Consider the following 15,274-nt stretch of genomic DNA (forward strand, 5'->3'; position numbering starts at 1 on the left):
CGTGAGAGAGCATGTATCTCAGGAGCGGAGGGAGATCAAGTCACCTTTCGTCATTTCTCTCAGGTTTTTCGAGAGTCTCTTCCTCCGCAGGAGGGCCGGGAATACGATACTGCCCGGAAAACCAGCGTCCGAGGTCAATATCCGCGCAACGCTGGGAGCAGAAGGGGCGTGTTGCGGTCTGGGTTGGCGCGCCACAAACGGGGCAGGTGCCGGTTTTGCTCATGCGTGTGTCGTCCAGAAAAAGTCAGGGAGTGCGGGGTCCATCCGCAGGGTGACGGGCTTGCCCCGTTGCGCGATGCAGTCTGCCAGAGCCTGAGGGTCCTGTTCCAGTGCTGTTGTTAGCCCCAGTCCGCAGCGTAGCACAGTGGCCGTGGTTTCCTGTGTGACCAGATGGCGTAGTACGGCCAGAGCCTGCCCATGCGGGGAGGCGAGTAGTTCCGGCAGAGAGGGATGAATACGAGCGCGGACAAGTTCCACCAGCCCCAAAGCGGTAATGCCAAGGCAACGAGGGCGGAGTGGATCATCCTGCAAGGCTGCTTTAACAGGTTCCAGAAGGGCCTGCCGTTTGCGGGTGGCTAGGCCAGCAGGGTCAACCAAGATCGCACCAGAAAGATTACGCAACCGGATCTGGCGCATCAAAGCCGGAAGGGCGTCCCGGTTGGCGGCAAATTGGGCAGTCTGTTTCGGCCAGCCGGATTTGGCAGGAGGCGCGTCCATATCAATGGCCACCAGAGCCGGTGTGGGCGTGATGCTGGCCTGCATCCCGCCGGGCAGGCTGACAAGCGGATCTTCCAGTGCTGCGCAGGCATGCGCAATGTCTTCCGGGAAAGGCTGGAGTTCCTGCTGCCGACGCGCCCGCAGCGCAACAGGGAGGCTGGCTGCCGCAGCGGGAGAATCGACTATAATTCTGGCGTCCGGCCAGCGGGCGGCCAGACGGTCCAGAGGAGTAGGTCCTCGGCTGATTAGTCCCAGTTTGGTCGGGAGGGGCTCAGGTGTTTTTTCCGGTTTGAGCCGCACACCTTTGCCGCCCTGCGCCGCGCGGACCACGCGCACAGTCAGGGTCTGTCCTTCCGTGAGGGTGTCTGAGCCTTTCTGGTCGGGCAGGAAGCCACTTGCGCCTGCTCCCAGATCCACAAATGCGCCGCCCATTCCGGGCGCATGGGCGCTGATCCGGCCGAGATAGACATCATCCACCCCGTCCGGTGCCGCAGGACGCCACAGCGCGTAATCAAGCAGGGTATCATCCTGTGTGACGGCAATGCGCGTTTCGCCCGGAAAGGTGGCGAGGCGCAGGAAAATGCTCACGCCAGCCAGCGTCCCGGCTGCCCGCGCAAAAGCTGGGCCGTTTCAAACAGAGGCAGGCCGATGACGGCGGAGGCGCTGCCGGAGACAAAGCGGATAAACGCTGCCGCATGGCCCTGTAGAGCGTAGCCGCCCGCCTTGCCTTGCCAGTCGCCTTGATCCAGCAGGCTTTCAATCTGATGCGGAGTCATGCGGGAGAAAGTGACTGCCGTTTCCACAACCCGCTCGGCCCGATGGCCTTCCGGCCAACCGGAGGAAGGGATAACGGACAAAGCCGTCAACACCGTATGGCGACGGCCGGACAACTGTTGCAGACAGGCGCGGGCTGTCTCACGGTCTTCTGCTTTAGGCAAAATGCGGCGTCCGAGAGCAACAACTGTGTCTGCCCCCAGAACCAGAGCCGGGTCGCTCAGGCTGGCGGCCACAGCCGTCGCTTTTTCCAGAGCCATGCGGCTGACGTACGGGCGCGGCAGTTCTGTCCGGGCTGGCGTCTCGTCAATATCAGCGGGAAGAACGCGGTCCGGCACCATCCCGATCTGCCGCAGCAGGTCAAGCCTGCGGGGCGATGCGGAGGCCAGCACAAAGTGAGGGCGGCCCACGCTTTCCGTGCCATCCGGCCCGGATGCAGCCCCGGATATCGCCATTCTCTTACTTGAAGCGGAAGGTAATGCGACCTTTGGAAAGGTCATAGGGTGTCATTTCGACATTGACCCGATCACCAGCCAGAACGCGAATACGGTTCTTGCGCATTTTGCCGCTGGTGTGGGCCAGAATCATATGTTCGTTGTCGAGTTTAACCCGGAACATCGCGTTGGGCAGCAGTTCGGTAACCGTACCGCTGAATTCAATCATGTCTTCTTTAGACATGGCGTCCTTCGTTCATTTTAAAGCCTCGTTGTGGTTGGATGTGCAGATATGGGTGAGTGCGCCGGTTCGGTCAAGCGTTAGGCGTGGTTTGCACCAGCGCGTCAAGCCGGGCGGAGATGCTCAGCGCATGGGCTTCCAGCCCTTCGGCCTGTGCCAGAGCAACACCGGCCGGGCCAATACGCCGCAGGGCGTCCGGGCCCCCGGCCAGAAAGGTTGTCCGCTTCATGAAATCAAACACGGACAGGCCGGAAGCAAACCGCGCGGTACGGGATGTGGGCAGCACATGGTTCGGCCCACCCACGTAATCCCCCACAGCTTCCGGGCAGAACCGGCCAAGGAAAACCGCGCCCGCGTGCCGGACTTTGGCAAAAAGAGCTTCCGGGTCATCCACCATCAGTTCCAGATGTTCGGGGGCCAGACGGTTAGCTAGAGTGATGGCTTCTTCCAGATCTTTCGTGACCAGAACAGCCCCGTTCCGCTCCCAGCTTGCGCTGGCGATTGTGGTGCGGGTGAGTGTTTTCAGTTCGGTGGTGACAGCCTCAGTCACCTTGTCGGCAAAGGCGGCATCCGGTGTAATGAGGGTGGCCTGAGCCAGTTCATCATGTTCCGCCTGCGCGAGCAGATCGAGCGCAATCAGGCGCGGATCGGTGGCCGAATCGGAAATTACCACCACATCGGACGGGCCAGCGATGCTGTCGATGCCGACATGCCCGAACACCTGCCGCTTGGCTTCCGCTACAAAGGCATTGCCGGGGCCAACAATACGGTCCACCGGACGAATGGTCTGTGTACCAAACGCCATGGCCCCCACGGCCTGCGCGCCACCAACCCGGTAGATTTCGGTCACACCGGCGCGATGGGCCGCCGCCAGCACCAACGGGTTGATGATCCCATCCGGCGTGGGTACACACATGGCCAGCCGCTGGACACCGGCGACACGGGCCGGAATGGCGTTCATCAACACGGAAGAAGGATAGGCCGCTTTCCCGCCGGGCACGTAGAGGCCCACAGCATCCAGTGCGATCCAGCGCAGGCCCAGTGTCATGCCGACATCATCCGTATAACGGATGTCAGACGGCATCTGGGCTTTGTGGAAAGATTCAATGCGCGTGGCGGCAACATCCAGAGCGGCCATTAACTCCGGGCTGACCTGTGTGCAGGCAGCAGCGATTTCATCCGCCGTAAAGGCCAGTTGCGCCGGTGTGAGCGGCAGACGATCGAACTTCTCTGTCAGCGCGCAGAGCGTGGCATCACCCTTTTGGCGTACGGCGGCCAGGATCTCCGCAACGGGTTTATGGACTTCCTGCCCCTGTTCTTCACGGGCTGTCAGAAGCGAGGCAAAATCGGCCTCAAAACCGGGGTTACGTGTATCTAACCGTTTCATGAGGACTGCTTTGCCTTGGTTTTTTCTGCGGCAGGAGGAAAAGTCTCTAGCGCGCTGCGAACGCTGTTGATAATCGCGCCAATGTCTTCGGGGCGGGTTTTTAGTGCCGTACGGTTTACAATCAGCCGACTGGTAATATGCGTAATGGTTTCCACTTCCCGCAGCCCGTTGGCGCGCAGGGTGGAGCCGGTATCCACCAGGTCCACAATCAGGCGGGAAAGCCCTAGCATCGGGGCCAGTTCCATCGCGCCATGCAAATGCACGATATTGGCGTTGATACCGCGTGCCGCAAAAAAGCGGCGGGTTATGGCGGGATATTTAGTGGCAACCCGGACTTCTGACCACCGCGCCCATTCTTTTGGGTCATGCAATAGATCGGCTGGCTGGGCGACGGAAACGCGGCAATAGCCAATGCCCAGATCCAGTGGGGCATAAATTTCCGGGTAGTCAAATTCCATCAGCACATCCGCGCCGCAAATGCCGACATGCGCGCCACCAGAGGCCACAAAGGTCGCCACATCAAAAGAGCGGACACGTACAACATCCAGCATGGGATTCTGCGTGGGGAAGCGCAGTTTGCGGCTGTCATCACCCAGACAATCGGCGGATGGGGCCATCCCGGCTTTATCAAGAAGCGGCGTGACGGCTTTCAGGATACGCCCTTTAGGCAGAGCCAGAACCAGAGGGCCCCGGTCCTGCGCTCTGGAAGAACGCGCGGGCTGAAGATCTGGCTGGGGCACGGTCATGAAAACTCCGGTGGGGCGGGGCAGGTCAGTTTTATGGAGGTCTTACCTACCATACGCGGCCAGTCGTCAAAAGAGGCAGGACGGCATTGGGGGCAGGTTCCCAAAAACCTGCCCCCTTCTTAGTCCTACTTTTAGCGACGCCACCAGCCTGTGCGGCGCTTGGCGGCGGGCTTTTCATCATCAATGACGATGGGCTGTACAATGGACGCATCGGCTGCGTCCTCTTTTGCTATCGCCTTGTCAGCACTGGCCGCGCTGACTTCAGCCGGGGCGGTTTTGCTGGCAGAGGCCGTGTCTTTAGCGGCTGCCCGACGGCGGCGCGGAGCAGGTTTTTCCGCAGTGGGTTCTGCGGCTTCATCCTGCGCTGTCGCTGCGGAAGCCTCGTCCGTCGCGCCGGCAGTTTTCCGGCGTGTTGTCGTGCGGCGGCGTGAGCGCGGCTTGGCCTCTTCTTCCACACCCGGTTCGGCAGAAGCCTCTGCATCCCCAGCAGTCGCTCCGGTAGCGGCTTCGTCCTCCACTTTTTTCCGCGTTGCGCGACCGCGCCGCGGTTTTGGAGGTGCAGCCTCCGCCGTCGCGTCTTCAGCAGAAACGGTTTCAGTCTGCGTTTCGGCCGGAGCAGAGGCTGTCTGCTCAGACTGTGTGGCAACCACAGTCTCTTCGTCTGCGGGCGCAGCCTTACGGCGACGGGCAGGGCGTCTACGTGCCGGTTTCACATCCGCAGGGGCTTCTTCCGCTACTGTTTCAGCCGGGGTTTCAGCCTTGGTTGCGGTGTCCGTCTGCACTGGTGCTGCAACAGGGGCGGCTTTGGCAGACTTCGCCTTTTCAGCTTCAGCCGCTTCCATGGTGGAGTTTTCGATCAGATCAAAAATATCCAGCCCACCGCCAAACGGATTAGCGGGTGTTGGACCCTGCCATGTCGGACGGCGTGGCTGCGGGGCCGGGCCTTCCTCAATTGCAACCCGGGTTTCCTGCGTTTCCGCGCCATTCGGACGAATGCGAGAGTGGCGCGTGCGACGGCGACCGGGGATCAGATTGTCTTCCCCTTCAGCCGAACCCTCGGCAACAGGCCGCTCGTCTCTGTCCGAAGGCTGAGCGATTACGGCTGTCTGTTCCTGTGTGCCCGCGTTTTCTTCACGGTTTCCGTTTCCACCACGGCGACGACGACGACGGCGACGACGCGGCTCTTCTTCCCCATTGCCGGATTCAGCGGCAACAGCCGGAACTTCCATCTGGATTGGCGTATCGTGTTCCACAACCGGCAGGATGTCCTGAGCAGTGTCTTCCACGATTTCCGCCACGGCATTTTCTACCGGCGGCAGGGCGGTGGGGTTGCGGCTGACCTTGGGCGGCTGGCGGCGTTCAATGCGAATTTCCGGCACAGGTAACGTGGCGTCAGCCGCAAACAGAATTTCCATCTGATGCCGCTGTTCGATTTCGGCCAGCCAGTCGCGCTTGTTGTTCAGCACATAGAAGGCGATTTCCGCAGCCACATGCACAGTAATGGCAGAAGCGCGGCGGCGAGCGCCTTCCTCTTCCACGGCGCGCAGCACATGCAGGGCGGAGCTTTCAAGACCACGCACCATGCCGGTGCCCTGACAGTGCGGGCAGGGGACAAAGGCGGCTTCTGCAACGGAAGGGCGCAGCCGCTGGCGAGACATTTCCAGCAAGCCAAAATGAGAGATGGACCCCATCTGGATGCGCGCGCGGTCATGGCGCAGCGCGTCTTTCAGGCGGCGCTCAATAGCCACGTTGTGGCGGCGGGATTCCATGTCAATAAAGTCAATGACAATCAATCCAGCCAGATCGCGCAGGCGGAGTTGACGGGCCACTTCATCCGCCGCTTCCTGATTGGTGCGGAAGGCGGTTTCTTCAATATTGCGCTGGCTGGTCGCTTTGCCAGAGTTGACGTCAATGGCCACCAGAGCTTCCGTCTGGTTGATAACCAGATAGCCGCCTGAGCGCAGGGACACGACCGGGGAGAGCATGGCGTCCAGATGCCCTTCCACATGGTAATGTGTGAAAAGCGGCTGATTTTCCTTGTTCCACAGTCGGACTTTTTCGGCGTGCTGCGGCATGAGCATCCGCATGAAGTCTCGCGCGGCTTTCCAACCATGCTCGCCGTCCACCAGAATTTCACTGACTTCGCGCGTGTACACATCGCGGATGGCGCGTTTGACGAGGCTTGCTTCCTCGTAGATCAGCGCCGGGGCGACGGACTGCATCGTCAGGTCCCGAATATCGTCCCACAGATGGAGCAGATATTCACAGTCACGCGTGATTTCCGGCCCCGGGCGCTGGGCACCCGCTGTGCGGACGATCATGGCCATGCCGCGCGGCAGTTCCAGAGCAGAAATAATGTCGCGCAGGCGGCGGCGGTCAGGAACGGACGTAATTTTGCGGGATACACCGCCGCCACGCAGGGCGTTGGGCATCAGCACACAGTAGCGGCCAGCAAGAGAGACATAGGTGGTCAGGGCCGCGCCTTTGTTGCCGCGCTCTTCCTTGACAACCTGCACCAGCAGAACCTGCCGGCGGCGGATAACTTCCTGAATACGATAGTTGCGCAGGAAACGCGCGATCCGTTTCTGGATCAGGGCCTCCTCACCCGTATCGGTTTCACCGCCGACATAATCGGGCGCGTCATTCCGGCGAGCGGGACGGCGGGCGTCTTCATCGCTGGCGGACTCATCCGCATCGGTGCTGGCGTCGTCCTCTTCAGCGGTGGGAGCCTGCGCGTCGGTCTCGTCTTCGTCGTCAGACTCGCCGGCGTCAATCAGGGTCTCTTCTTCAGCCTGTAGGGCGAGAAGCTTCTCCCGGTCGGCAACCGGAATCTGGTAATAGTCAGGGTGGATTTCACTAAAGGCCAGAAACCCGTGGCGATTACCGCCATATTCGACAAAAGCGGCCTGAAGGCTAGGCTCTACGCGAATAACACGGGCAAGATAGATGTTCCCTTTGAGCTGCTTTTTGGAAGCGGCTTCAACATCGTAATCTTCAAGTCTGTTTCCATCCATAACGACAACGCGGGTTTCTTCCGCGTGCGTCGCATCGATCAGCATACGCTTTGACATAAAAAGAAAAACTCCGGCGTGCCGGTGGCCGGCCTATCCGGTGGAGCCGCGTGGGCGGCTGGACACGGGATGGGGACGCTTCCGACAGGCATAGGTCTGTATGTGTGAGAAAATGAGAGGCGGATGTCCGGTCATGTGCTGAGGTGACAGCAGAGGCGCGGAAACAGAAAGCTGTCTCCGGTCTGGTCATGCACTCCAAGAACGTGGCCCTGACGATGGTCATATATCCTTCAACCAATGTTTCCTGCTCCCATCTGCGCTGGGCGGCGGTTTAACGCCAGCCGCGCCCTTAAACTCTAAAGGAGCGGAAACAGGATGCATGACGGGCAATCCTGCCTTGAGCCATGCTTGCCGACCATGACCCAAACGGCAACAAACCGCAAGCCATTCAGCAAGACTGTTTTGCATCTCTCTGGTCTTGACACGGTTTCGACATTATCTGTGGGCAGGATTGCCCCAATAAGATGAAGTGTGAGCCGCGCCATGACGTCAGACCCTGTAAAAACAGACGGCTTTTTTCTGATGGCCGGGCGGTCCGCCCGCACAGCCGGACTACTTGCTCCACACTCAGCAAATACTTCGCTTAATCGGCGCGGCCTTTTGGTTGCGGGTGCTGGGCTCATTACTGGCGGCGTGCTGGGTGGGGCCGCACAGGCCGCAGGCGCGGCGCACCATACCGGCAGCCAGTCTCTACATGCGCCCGCTATTATTGGAAAAGCGCAACCCACCCTGCCGCTGGTAATGCTGGACCCCGGCCATGGCGGGAAAGACCCCGGTGCCATCGGCTATAGTGGTACCTATGAAAAATACGTCGCGGAAGCGGCTGCGGCGGAACTACGCCAGCAGCTTCTGGCAACCGGGCGGTATCGCGTGGCCATGACGCGCACGAGCGACCATTTCGTGCCACTGGATGGGCGGGTTGAACTGGCCCAGCAACATGGCGCCTCCCTCTTTATCTCCATGCATGCGGATGCTCTGCACAATGCTGGAGTCCGCGGTGCCAGCGTGTACACGCATTCGCACGGGGCATCAGACAGCCAGACAGCCGACCTCGCCAAAACAGAAAATAGCGCGGACCGTTATGGTGGCCCCTTGGTGCAGGGGGCTTCTCCTGAAGTGCAGCAGATTCTGGCCAGTCTGGTGACGGAAGAAGCCCGACGTGGCTCTGCACATATGGCCAGCGCGGTTGTCTCATCCTTTCAGTCACGCATTAACCTGCTGCCGCACCCGCACCGTCATGCCGCGTTTGCCGTTTTAAAATCGGCCCAGATTCCTTCGGTTCTGGTGGAGATGGGTTTCATGTCCAACCGGCTGGATGAGGCCGCTCTGCGGCAGGCCGGGCATCGCGCTATGGTGGCTGGTGCCATGTGCACCGCGGTAAACCGCTACTTTGCCTCGGCAGGGGTTGGGCTAGCAGGCTAAGGCGGGGTTAATTCGTACAAAAATATTTGTTGCAAAAAGAAAACGGACTGGCGGAGGGCCGCTCTTCCTGATAGTTAGGCTATATTATAACATAGTCTGACGGGATAGCGTTCATGCGTAAAAAACAGACAGGCCTGAAACTGGCCGGTTTGCTTGCAACAGTGTCTGTGTTTGCGGCAGGCACCAGTCTGGTGTGGCAACCGCTTGCCATTGCCGAAGAAAATCACCCAGCGGCAGAGGCTGCGAAGCAGAAAATCAGTGTAGAAGATTTTTTCGGCAAACCGCAGAGTGTGACAAGCAGTGGCTCTGTGACCGTGCATGGCGCGCATATTGATTACGAGGCGGTTTCTGGCACCCTGATTGTCCACAAAGCCGGCTGGGATGATTCCGAACTTCCGGATGTCGATAAAGACAAAAAACAGCCGGACGCTGCGGCCTCCATGTATTACGTCGCGTATTTCAAAAAAGGTGTGCGTCCGGAAAATCGGCCCATCACCTTTATTTATAATGGCGGCCCCGGTTCTTCCAGCGTGTGGCTGCATATGGGCGCGTTCGGCCCGAAACGCGTGGTGACGGCGGATGATGCGCATACACCCGCCGCGCCCTACAGCATTGTGAATAATAACGACAGCCTTCTGGATGTGTCTGATCTGGTGTTTATCGACGCACCCGGCACAGGCTACGGACGCCTGATTGGCAAGGATAAGGAAAAAGCATTCTGGGGCACAGATGCAGATGCTGGCGCCTTTACGGATTTCATTGCGCAGTTCCTGTCTCGCTTTGGCCGTTACAACTCCCCCAAATATCTGTTTGGTGAAAGCTACGGTACAACGCGGTCCGCGATTGTGGCCAATAAGCTGGCTGATGATAAAGGGATTGATCTGAACGGTGTGATCCTGCTTTCGCAGATATTGAACTACGATAACGATATTGACGGGGTCGCCATGAACCCCTCGGTAGATCAGCCTTATGTCTTGGCATTGCCGAGCTACGCCGCAACGGCGTGGTATCACAAATGTCTGCCTGCTCAGCATCCTGACCTTAAGGCATTCCTGAAAGAGGTAGAGCATTTTGCCCTGACTGATTACACGGCAGCCTTGCAGGAAGGAAACGCCATTTCTGACGCGCAGCGTGACGCCACGGCGCAGAAACTGCATGATTATACCGGCCTTCCGGTAGAGTATATCAAAAAGGCGGATCTGCGGATCAGCGGTGGGGAGTTTGAAAAAGCCCTGCAAGGCGATAAGGATCTCGATACCGGGCGTCTAGATAGCCGCTTTTCTGGCCCGACAATGGATAAACTCTCACAGTTTTCCTCTTATGATCCGCAGTCATCGGCCATGTCTTCCGCCTATATCGCAGCATTTAATGATTACGCCCGTAATACGCTGCATTATGGCAACTCCCCGGCCTTTGGTGATGGGTATCAGGAGTATAAATTCTTCTCTGATGCCATCATGAAATGGGATTTCTCACACAAACAGCCTAATGCGGACTTCCCGATTCATGGTGCGGTGAATGTGCTGCCCGATCTGGCTTCTGCCATGAAGCATAACCCCAGCCTGAAAGTGATGCTTAATCAGGGATATTATGACCTCGGGACACCCTACTTCGAGGGTATTTATGAAATGAAGCATTTGCCCATTTCACATGACCTGAGCAATAATATTCAGATTATGCAGTATGAATCCGGGCATATGGTTTACGCAAACCAGAATGCGCTGACACAGCTGCATGACAACGTCGCGAAATTTATCACGCAGACGCACACTGCTCTGGCACCTGCGGCGGCAAAATAAACTGACATTTTTTGCGTCAAGACAAGAAAATTTCTTCCTTTGACGTACGATTTACCGCGAGGGTTTGCTCACACGAGCAAGCCCTCGTTTCTGTTTGAAGCCAGCGCTCAGCAGGCTTGTTCCTACGCCTGCAACCCCGCCGAGCCCCAGCCAGTAGAGAACGCCCAGCGTAGGGCTCTGGATAAGGCAGAAGGCCAGCGCGCAACAGGGACCTAGTAGCCGAATAACCCGATAAGTCAGTCGAGTGCGTGTCTGGTAGGGAAAAGCAACGTACGTTCTGGGTTGTAAAAATTCATGGCTCCAGAAGGTTGCACTCCAGAACACTAGCACACACAGCATTATCATGCGGTGGGTTCCCGTAATTTTAGCAGAGCCCAGAGCGCAATGAGACCTGTGGTGAAACCCAGAGCATCTGTTGTGATAAAAACACCCCCACCATGGCTCCATGGATGTGTGCCGGAGAGATAGTCCAGCAGTGGCAACGCACATCCTGCGCCAGCCAGAAGCCCGAGTTGCTGCTGCCAGCCAGATGTCGCGTGGCGCGTCAGGGAGAGTGTAAGCGCATGCGCAGCGCACAGTGCCCATGCGGCAAAGAAAAGCGTGATTTCACATGCCATACGGTCATGCAGAGCAACAGGCAGGCATCTGTTGGCCCAGAAAAACCCGAGTATAGCAATAGGAAAACTGATAAGCGTTGTAATGGTCAGGCCTTCCGCTAACCTAAAGAACATCTGTTCTCCCGATGAGCGGCGGCGCTTCATGAGAAAGACCACAAACCCGCTCGCGGCTAACGCTGTCGCGGCTAGTCCAGAAAGGAAATAGAGCCAGCGCAAGGAGAGCGGCGCGTAGCGGGCATAATGTAATCCGCGCACAAGCTGCATGGTCGCGGCAGCCGGAGGGCTGTGTGTTACCGAACGGAGAAGACGACCATCTTTGCGGCTGAAATCTACATGATCTCTGGTTAGGAATGGACCAAAGGCGTCACTTTTAAAAATCCGCACTTCGTCAGGCGTAAAAAGAACGAGATTGCCATCAGGGCTGTGCAGTGTAGCGCGTGCCTGTGCAAGGAGAGGAGCAAGAGGCGGCAATAAGGGGCCAGTTTGCAAAACATGCCCTTTAGGCGGAGCCTTTTCCTTTTTGGGTAGCGCAGTGTTGTGTGAGGGAAAAAACGACTGCGCAGGGATGAGGAGCCGCGCATGGATAGCCGTGCCGGTGTACCCCATGAAAAGAATGAAGGGGAGAAACAGAACGCCAGCAATCAGATGCGCATCGACCCACGCACGAGGGCGCGGGCCGAATGGTCGGAACAGAACGAGGTCCGGCCAGAGGGCTTTGAGGTGAATGATAATACCGGAGCCAAGAGCAACCAGCAGGCAGAGACCAAGAAAAGTTACAATCTGCGCGCCGGGTTGAGTGCCGCCCCGAAGCGAGAAATGGAAATTATAGAAAAACTGCCCCCCTGCGGTGTCACGCGTAGGGAAAGCCGCGCCGGTTGTTGAATTTAGCGCCGCGCCGATAAATTCATGCCCATCATAATGGAGCACCCGCAAAATCGGGTCACGGTGTGAGGGGAGGGACAGGAACGCGGAAACCCCTTGCTCTTCCTCGGTCTGAATGGTTTCAGCGGCGGCTTGGAGGGCTGTAGGGCTCAGGAGTGTGGTTTGTGTCAGCGGGACTTCGGGCTGCATCCACTGGGTGATTTCCGTATCGAAAACCGCCAGTGTTCCAGAAGCAAAAACAAGGACCAGAAGCAATCCGGCCAGAAAGCCCACCCAGCTATGGAGCCACCCCAGACGTACCCGTAATGTTTCACGCATGGGCTGCCTTTCTCATCAAAGCGGAAGTGCTGTGGTAAGAGCCGCGGCGGCACAGGCACCAAGGCAAAGCATCAGTCCCCAGCGGTAGCGGAGTCCGGCAAACCCGGCCAGAACAAGGCAAGGGAGAAGAGCGGCAATGACCATGCCGCCCAGATCTGTCCTGAGTCGCACATCCTCAAATGGCAGATGCCGCGTGAGCAGCATGACCAGATGCGCTGTTAAAAAACAAAGTGCGCACACAAGGGCCAGCAGGCCGCACCGCCGGAGCACAGCCTGCTGTTTCTGGCGCTTTTTGGTGTTGGCATGCAGGGAAGAAGCGCCCGCTAAGCCGGTTTCTATGGTGCGACTCATTCTCATGTTGCTAGGGGCTCTGGGGAACGCTGTAAAGCCCGGTAACAGAACCATCTTATAAAATAATGTTGCGAATGTCTCTTAATTGCGCCTATGCAAGCGCGATCAGTCTTTTACTCTGGATTAATGATGATGATGCGTGGTCGCCAGCCAGTCCTTTATTCACTGCACCGGCTTGGGCGGAGTGCGGTTTTACTGGCAACTGTTGCGGTCTTCAGCCCTGTGGCGTTTGCCGCACAGCAGGAGTCGACCGAGCAGAAGCCTGCGAGCACGCCTGCCAAAGATGTGAAGAAAGCAGAGCCATCTGTCAGGCCCACCGGCCTGTCTTCTGGTACGTCTTCTGGCACGCCCGCTTCTGCCACACCCGCGCAGCAGGATGAAAGTCTTCTGGTAACGGCCCGGCGGCGGAACCAGATGGAAGTCATCAGCGGTGGGCAGCTTGGTGCTCTCGGTACCAAAAAGGGGCTGGATGTGCCGTTTAACATTCGCAGCTATACGTCCAGCCTGATTCTCAACCAGCAATCCCAAACGCTGGGGGAAGTTCTGGAAAATGATCCTTCCGTGCGCACGACCTATGGATACGGCAATTTTTCAGAAATTTTCGTGATTCGTGGATTCCCCGTATATGGGGATGATGTTGCCATTAACGGCCTTTACGGCATTACGCCCCGGCAGCTTGTCTCGCCGCAGTTGTATGATCAGGTGCAGGTCATGAATGGCGCAAGCGCGTTCCTGAACGGTGCAGCGCCCGGCGGGACCGGCATTGGCGGGACAATTAACCTGATGTTCAAGCATGCCCGGAACACACCCATCACCCGTGTAACAGGGGATTACGCAAGCCAGGGTGTTGGTGGCGGCAGTCTGGATGTCGGGCGGCGCTTCGGGCAGGATAAAGCCTACGGTCTGCGCCTGAATGTGGCAGGTCTGGCTGGTCAGACTTCGGTTGATCACGAACGTCGCCATTCCACCGCGCTTGGTGCGGATTTTGACTGGCATGATGACAAAACCCGCATTTCTCTGGATATGAACTATCAGAACCAAGGGGTTAATGGGGGCCGCCCCGGCATCTTTCTCGGGGCGGGCGTTACAGGTGTGCCGCGTGTTCCCAGTGCCTCGCACAATTATGGGCAACGCTGGACATATAATGACCTGAACTATATTTTTGGCATGCTCAATATCGAGCGTGATCTGTCAAAGCATGTGACGCTTTATGGGGCTTTTGGCGGTTTGGGGAGTGATGAAAAAGGGAACTACTCCACGCTCACAGTGCAGAACTCCCGTACTGGGGCTGCAACCGCAGGGGCCATGTATGTGCCATACCAGCAAACAAATGAAAGCACACGAGGCGGTGTACGCGCCCATTTTGAGACCGGGCCCGTCAGGCATGAACTCAACGCCGGTGGCTCCGCACTGTGGGAAGTAAGTCGCACGGCCTATTCCATGGCGCCCACGCCCTTTAATACCAACCTGTATGAAACTGCGCCGGTGCCTGCCCCTAAAGAGAGCTGGGTAGGCGGTAATCTGGATAATCCGCTGCCAACAAGCCGAACGCAGCTTTATAGTCTGTTCTTTTCAGATACGATGTCTTTTTGGAAAGATCGCATCGCGCTGACCGCCGGGTTCCGTTACCAGAATATGCTCATTAACGGCTATAATGCCTATGGTAATGGCGCGCGAACAACGCGTTATAATGAGGATGCCATCACCCCGGTTGTCGGGCTGGTTATACATCCCACCCGCCGCACCTCTCTCTATTTCAACCGGATTGAAGGCCTCGCGCAGGGTCCAACGGCTCAGGGCGCGAATGTTGTCAATCTCGGTCAGATTTTTCCGCCGTTTAAAAGTGTGCAGTATGAGGTGGGCGCAAAATACGATACCGGACGTTTTGCAACGACACTGGCTTTTTACCAGATTTCCCAACCTAATTCCTATACGGAGCCATTTGGGAATAACGGTGCGTTTATCTTTCGGGAAAATGGCTTGCAGCGGAACCGGGGGGCTGAGCTGAGTGTTAACGGACAGATCCTGCCCGGTCTGCGTTTTAACGGCGGCGCTACGCTGATTGATGCTGATCTGCGGCGTACTGCGCAGGGTGCGACAAACGGTAATACAGCAATTGGGATCCCCAATTACACCATCAATGGAAATCTGGAATATGACCTTCCTTTCCTGCAGGGTGCAACGCTGGTCGGGCGTGTAGAAAATACTGGAAAGCAGTGGGTTAATACACGCAATACGCTGCATCTTCCTGTATGGACACGGTTTGACCTTGGTGCCCGCTACACGTTTGCCGTAGCCCATAAGCCTCTTACCTTGCGCTTTGGGGTCGATAACATTGCTAACACACGCTATTGGGCTTCGGCCTTTAATGGCTATCTGCTTCAGGGGCTACCCAGAACGTTCAAGTTTTCCTTCACGACAGATCTGTAATTGCCAGCCCGCGTGGTCATGCTTAAATCTGGATAAGGTGCGGGCCTGAAAGCATTTGTCTCTTATGGTCCGTTTTTATAAAGCC

General features: G+C 57.6%; 13 protein-coding genes. 3 read left to right on the forward strand and 10 right to left on the reverse strand.

Going from position 1 to position 15,274, the window contains the following annotated elements; translation table 11 throughout:
• Positions 1-40: 40 nt before the first annotated feature.
• The 7 genes from AD949_RS13865 to AD949_RS10735 form a co-directional block, all read right to left on the reverse strand.
• A complete protein-coding gene (locus AD949_RS13865; RefSeq protein WP_082064641.1) occupies positions 41-223 on the reverse strand; it encodes a DNA gyrase inhibitor YacG in 183 nt (60 codons plus the stop codon).
• Positions 220-1,305, reverse strand: a complete 1,086-nt coding sequence (locus AD949_RS10710) for a ribonuclease E/G (RefSeq protein WP_048835437.1) — start codon at positions 1,303-1,305, stop codon at positions 220-222. The genes AD949_RS13865 and AD949_RS10710 overlap by 4 nt, the downstream gene beginning before the upstream one ends.
• Positions 1,302-1,946: a Maf family protein gene (locus AD949_RS10715; RefSeq protein ID WP_048835436.1), complete on the reverse strand. Its 645-nt coding sequence runs from the start codon at positions 1,944-1,946 to the stop codon at positions 1,302-1,304. The genes AD949_RS10710 and AD949_RS10715 overlap by 4 nt, the downstream gene beginning before the upstream one ends.
• 4 nt (positions 1,947-1,950) lie before the next feature.
• Positions 1,951-2,169 (reverse strand): translation initiation factor IF-1, encoded by a 219-nt coding sequence (infA, locus tag AD949_RS10720; protein ID WP_003622234.1) that lies wholly within the window; start codon positions 2,167-2,169, stop codon positions 1,951-1,953.
• A gap of 70 nt (positions 2,170-2,239) precedes the next feature.
• Positions 2,240-3,553 (reverse strand): histidinol dehydrogenase, encoded by a 1,314-nt coding sequence (hisD, locus tag AD949_RS10725; protein WP_048835435.1) that lies wholly within the window; start codon positions 3,551-3,553, stop codon positions 2,240-2,242.
• Positions 3,550-4,299, reverse strand: a complete 750-nt coding sequence (gene hisG / locus AD949_RS10730) for an ATP phosphoribosyltransferase (protein ID WP_048835434.1) — start codon at positions 4,297-4,299, stop codon at positions 3,550-3,552. The genes hisD and hisG overlap by 4 nt, the downstream gene beginning before the upstream one ends.
• 131 nt (positions 4,300-4,430) lie before the next feature.
• Positions 4,431-7,370, reverse strand: coding sequence for a ribonuclease E/G (locus AD949_RS10735; RefSeq protein WP_048835433.1), 2,940 nt, complete (start codon positions 7,368-7,370; stop codon positions 4,431-4,433).
• A 483-nt stretch (positions 7,371-7,853) separates the two neighbouring features.
• Between AD949_RS10735 and AD949_RS10745 the strand changes: the two genes are divergently transcribed.
• Positions 7,854-8,792, forward strand: a complete 939-nt coding sequence (locus AD949_RS10745) for an N-acetylmuramoyl-L-alanine amidase family protein (RefSeq protein ID WP_371277359.1) — start codon at positions 7,854-7,856, stop codon at positions 8,790-8,792.
• 113 nt (positions 8,793-8,905) lie between these two features.
• On the forward strand, positions 8,906-10,591 hold the full coding sequence (locus AD949_RS10750; RefSeq protein ID WP_048835431.1) for a S10 family peptidase: 1,686 nt from the start codon (positions 8,906-8,908) through the stop codon (positions 10,589-10,591).
• A 51-nt stretch (positions 10,592-10,642) separates the two neighbouring features.
• Here the strand turns inward: AD949_RS10750 and AD949_RS14170 are convergent, their stop codons facing one another.
• The 3 genes from AD949_RS14170 to AD949_RS10760 are packed head-to-tail and all read right to left on the reverse strand — an operon-like array spanning position 10,643 to position 12,759.
• Entirely contained in the window at positions 10,643-10,936 is a 294-nt protein-coding gene (locus AD949_RS14170; RefSeq protein WP_141325379.1) for a hypothetical protein, read from the reverse strand.
• The gene (locus AD949_RS10755; protein WP_048835430.1) at positions 10,933-12,408 is read right to left on the reverse strand and encodes a PepSY-associated TM helix domain-containing protein; all 1,476 of its coding nucleotides are present in this window, start codon (positions 12,406-12,408) and stop codon (positions 10,933-10,935) included. Before AD949_RS10755 ends, AD949_RS14170 begins: the two co-directional genes overlap by 4 nt.
• 15 nt (positions 12,409-12,423) lie before the next feature.
• Positions 12,424-12,759, reverse strand: coding sequence for a hypothetical protein (locus tag AD949_RS10760; protein ID WP_048835429.1), 336 nt, complete (start codon positions 12,757-12,759; stop codon positions 12,424-12,426).
• Positions 12,760-12,885: 126 nt separating this feature from the next.
• On the opposite strand from AD949_RS10760, the gene AD949_RS10765 reads away from it, so the two are divergent.
• Positions 12,886-15,189, forward strand: a complete 2,304-nt coding sequence (locus AD949_RS10765; RefSeq protein WP_048835428.1) for a TonB-dependent receptor — start codon at positions 12,886-12,888, stop codon at positions 15,187-15,189.
• Positions 15,190-15,274 lie beyond the last annotated feature (85 nt).

The organism is Acetobacter orleanensis (genome assembly GCF_001581005.1).
GTDB classification, from domain to species: Bacteria; Pseudomonadota; Alphaproteobacteria; order Acetobacterales; family Acetobacteraceae; genus Acetobacter; species Acetobacter orleanensis.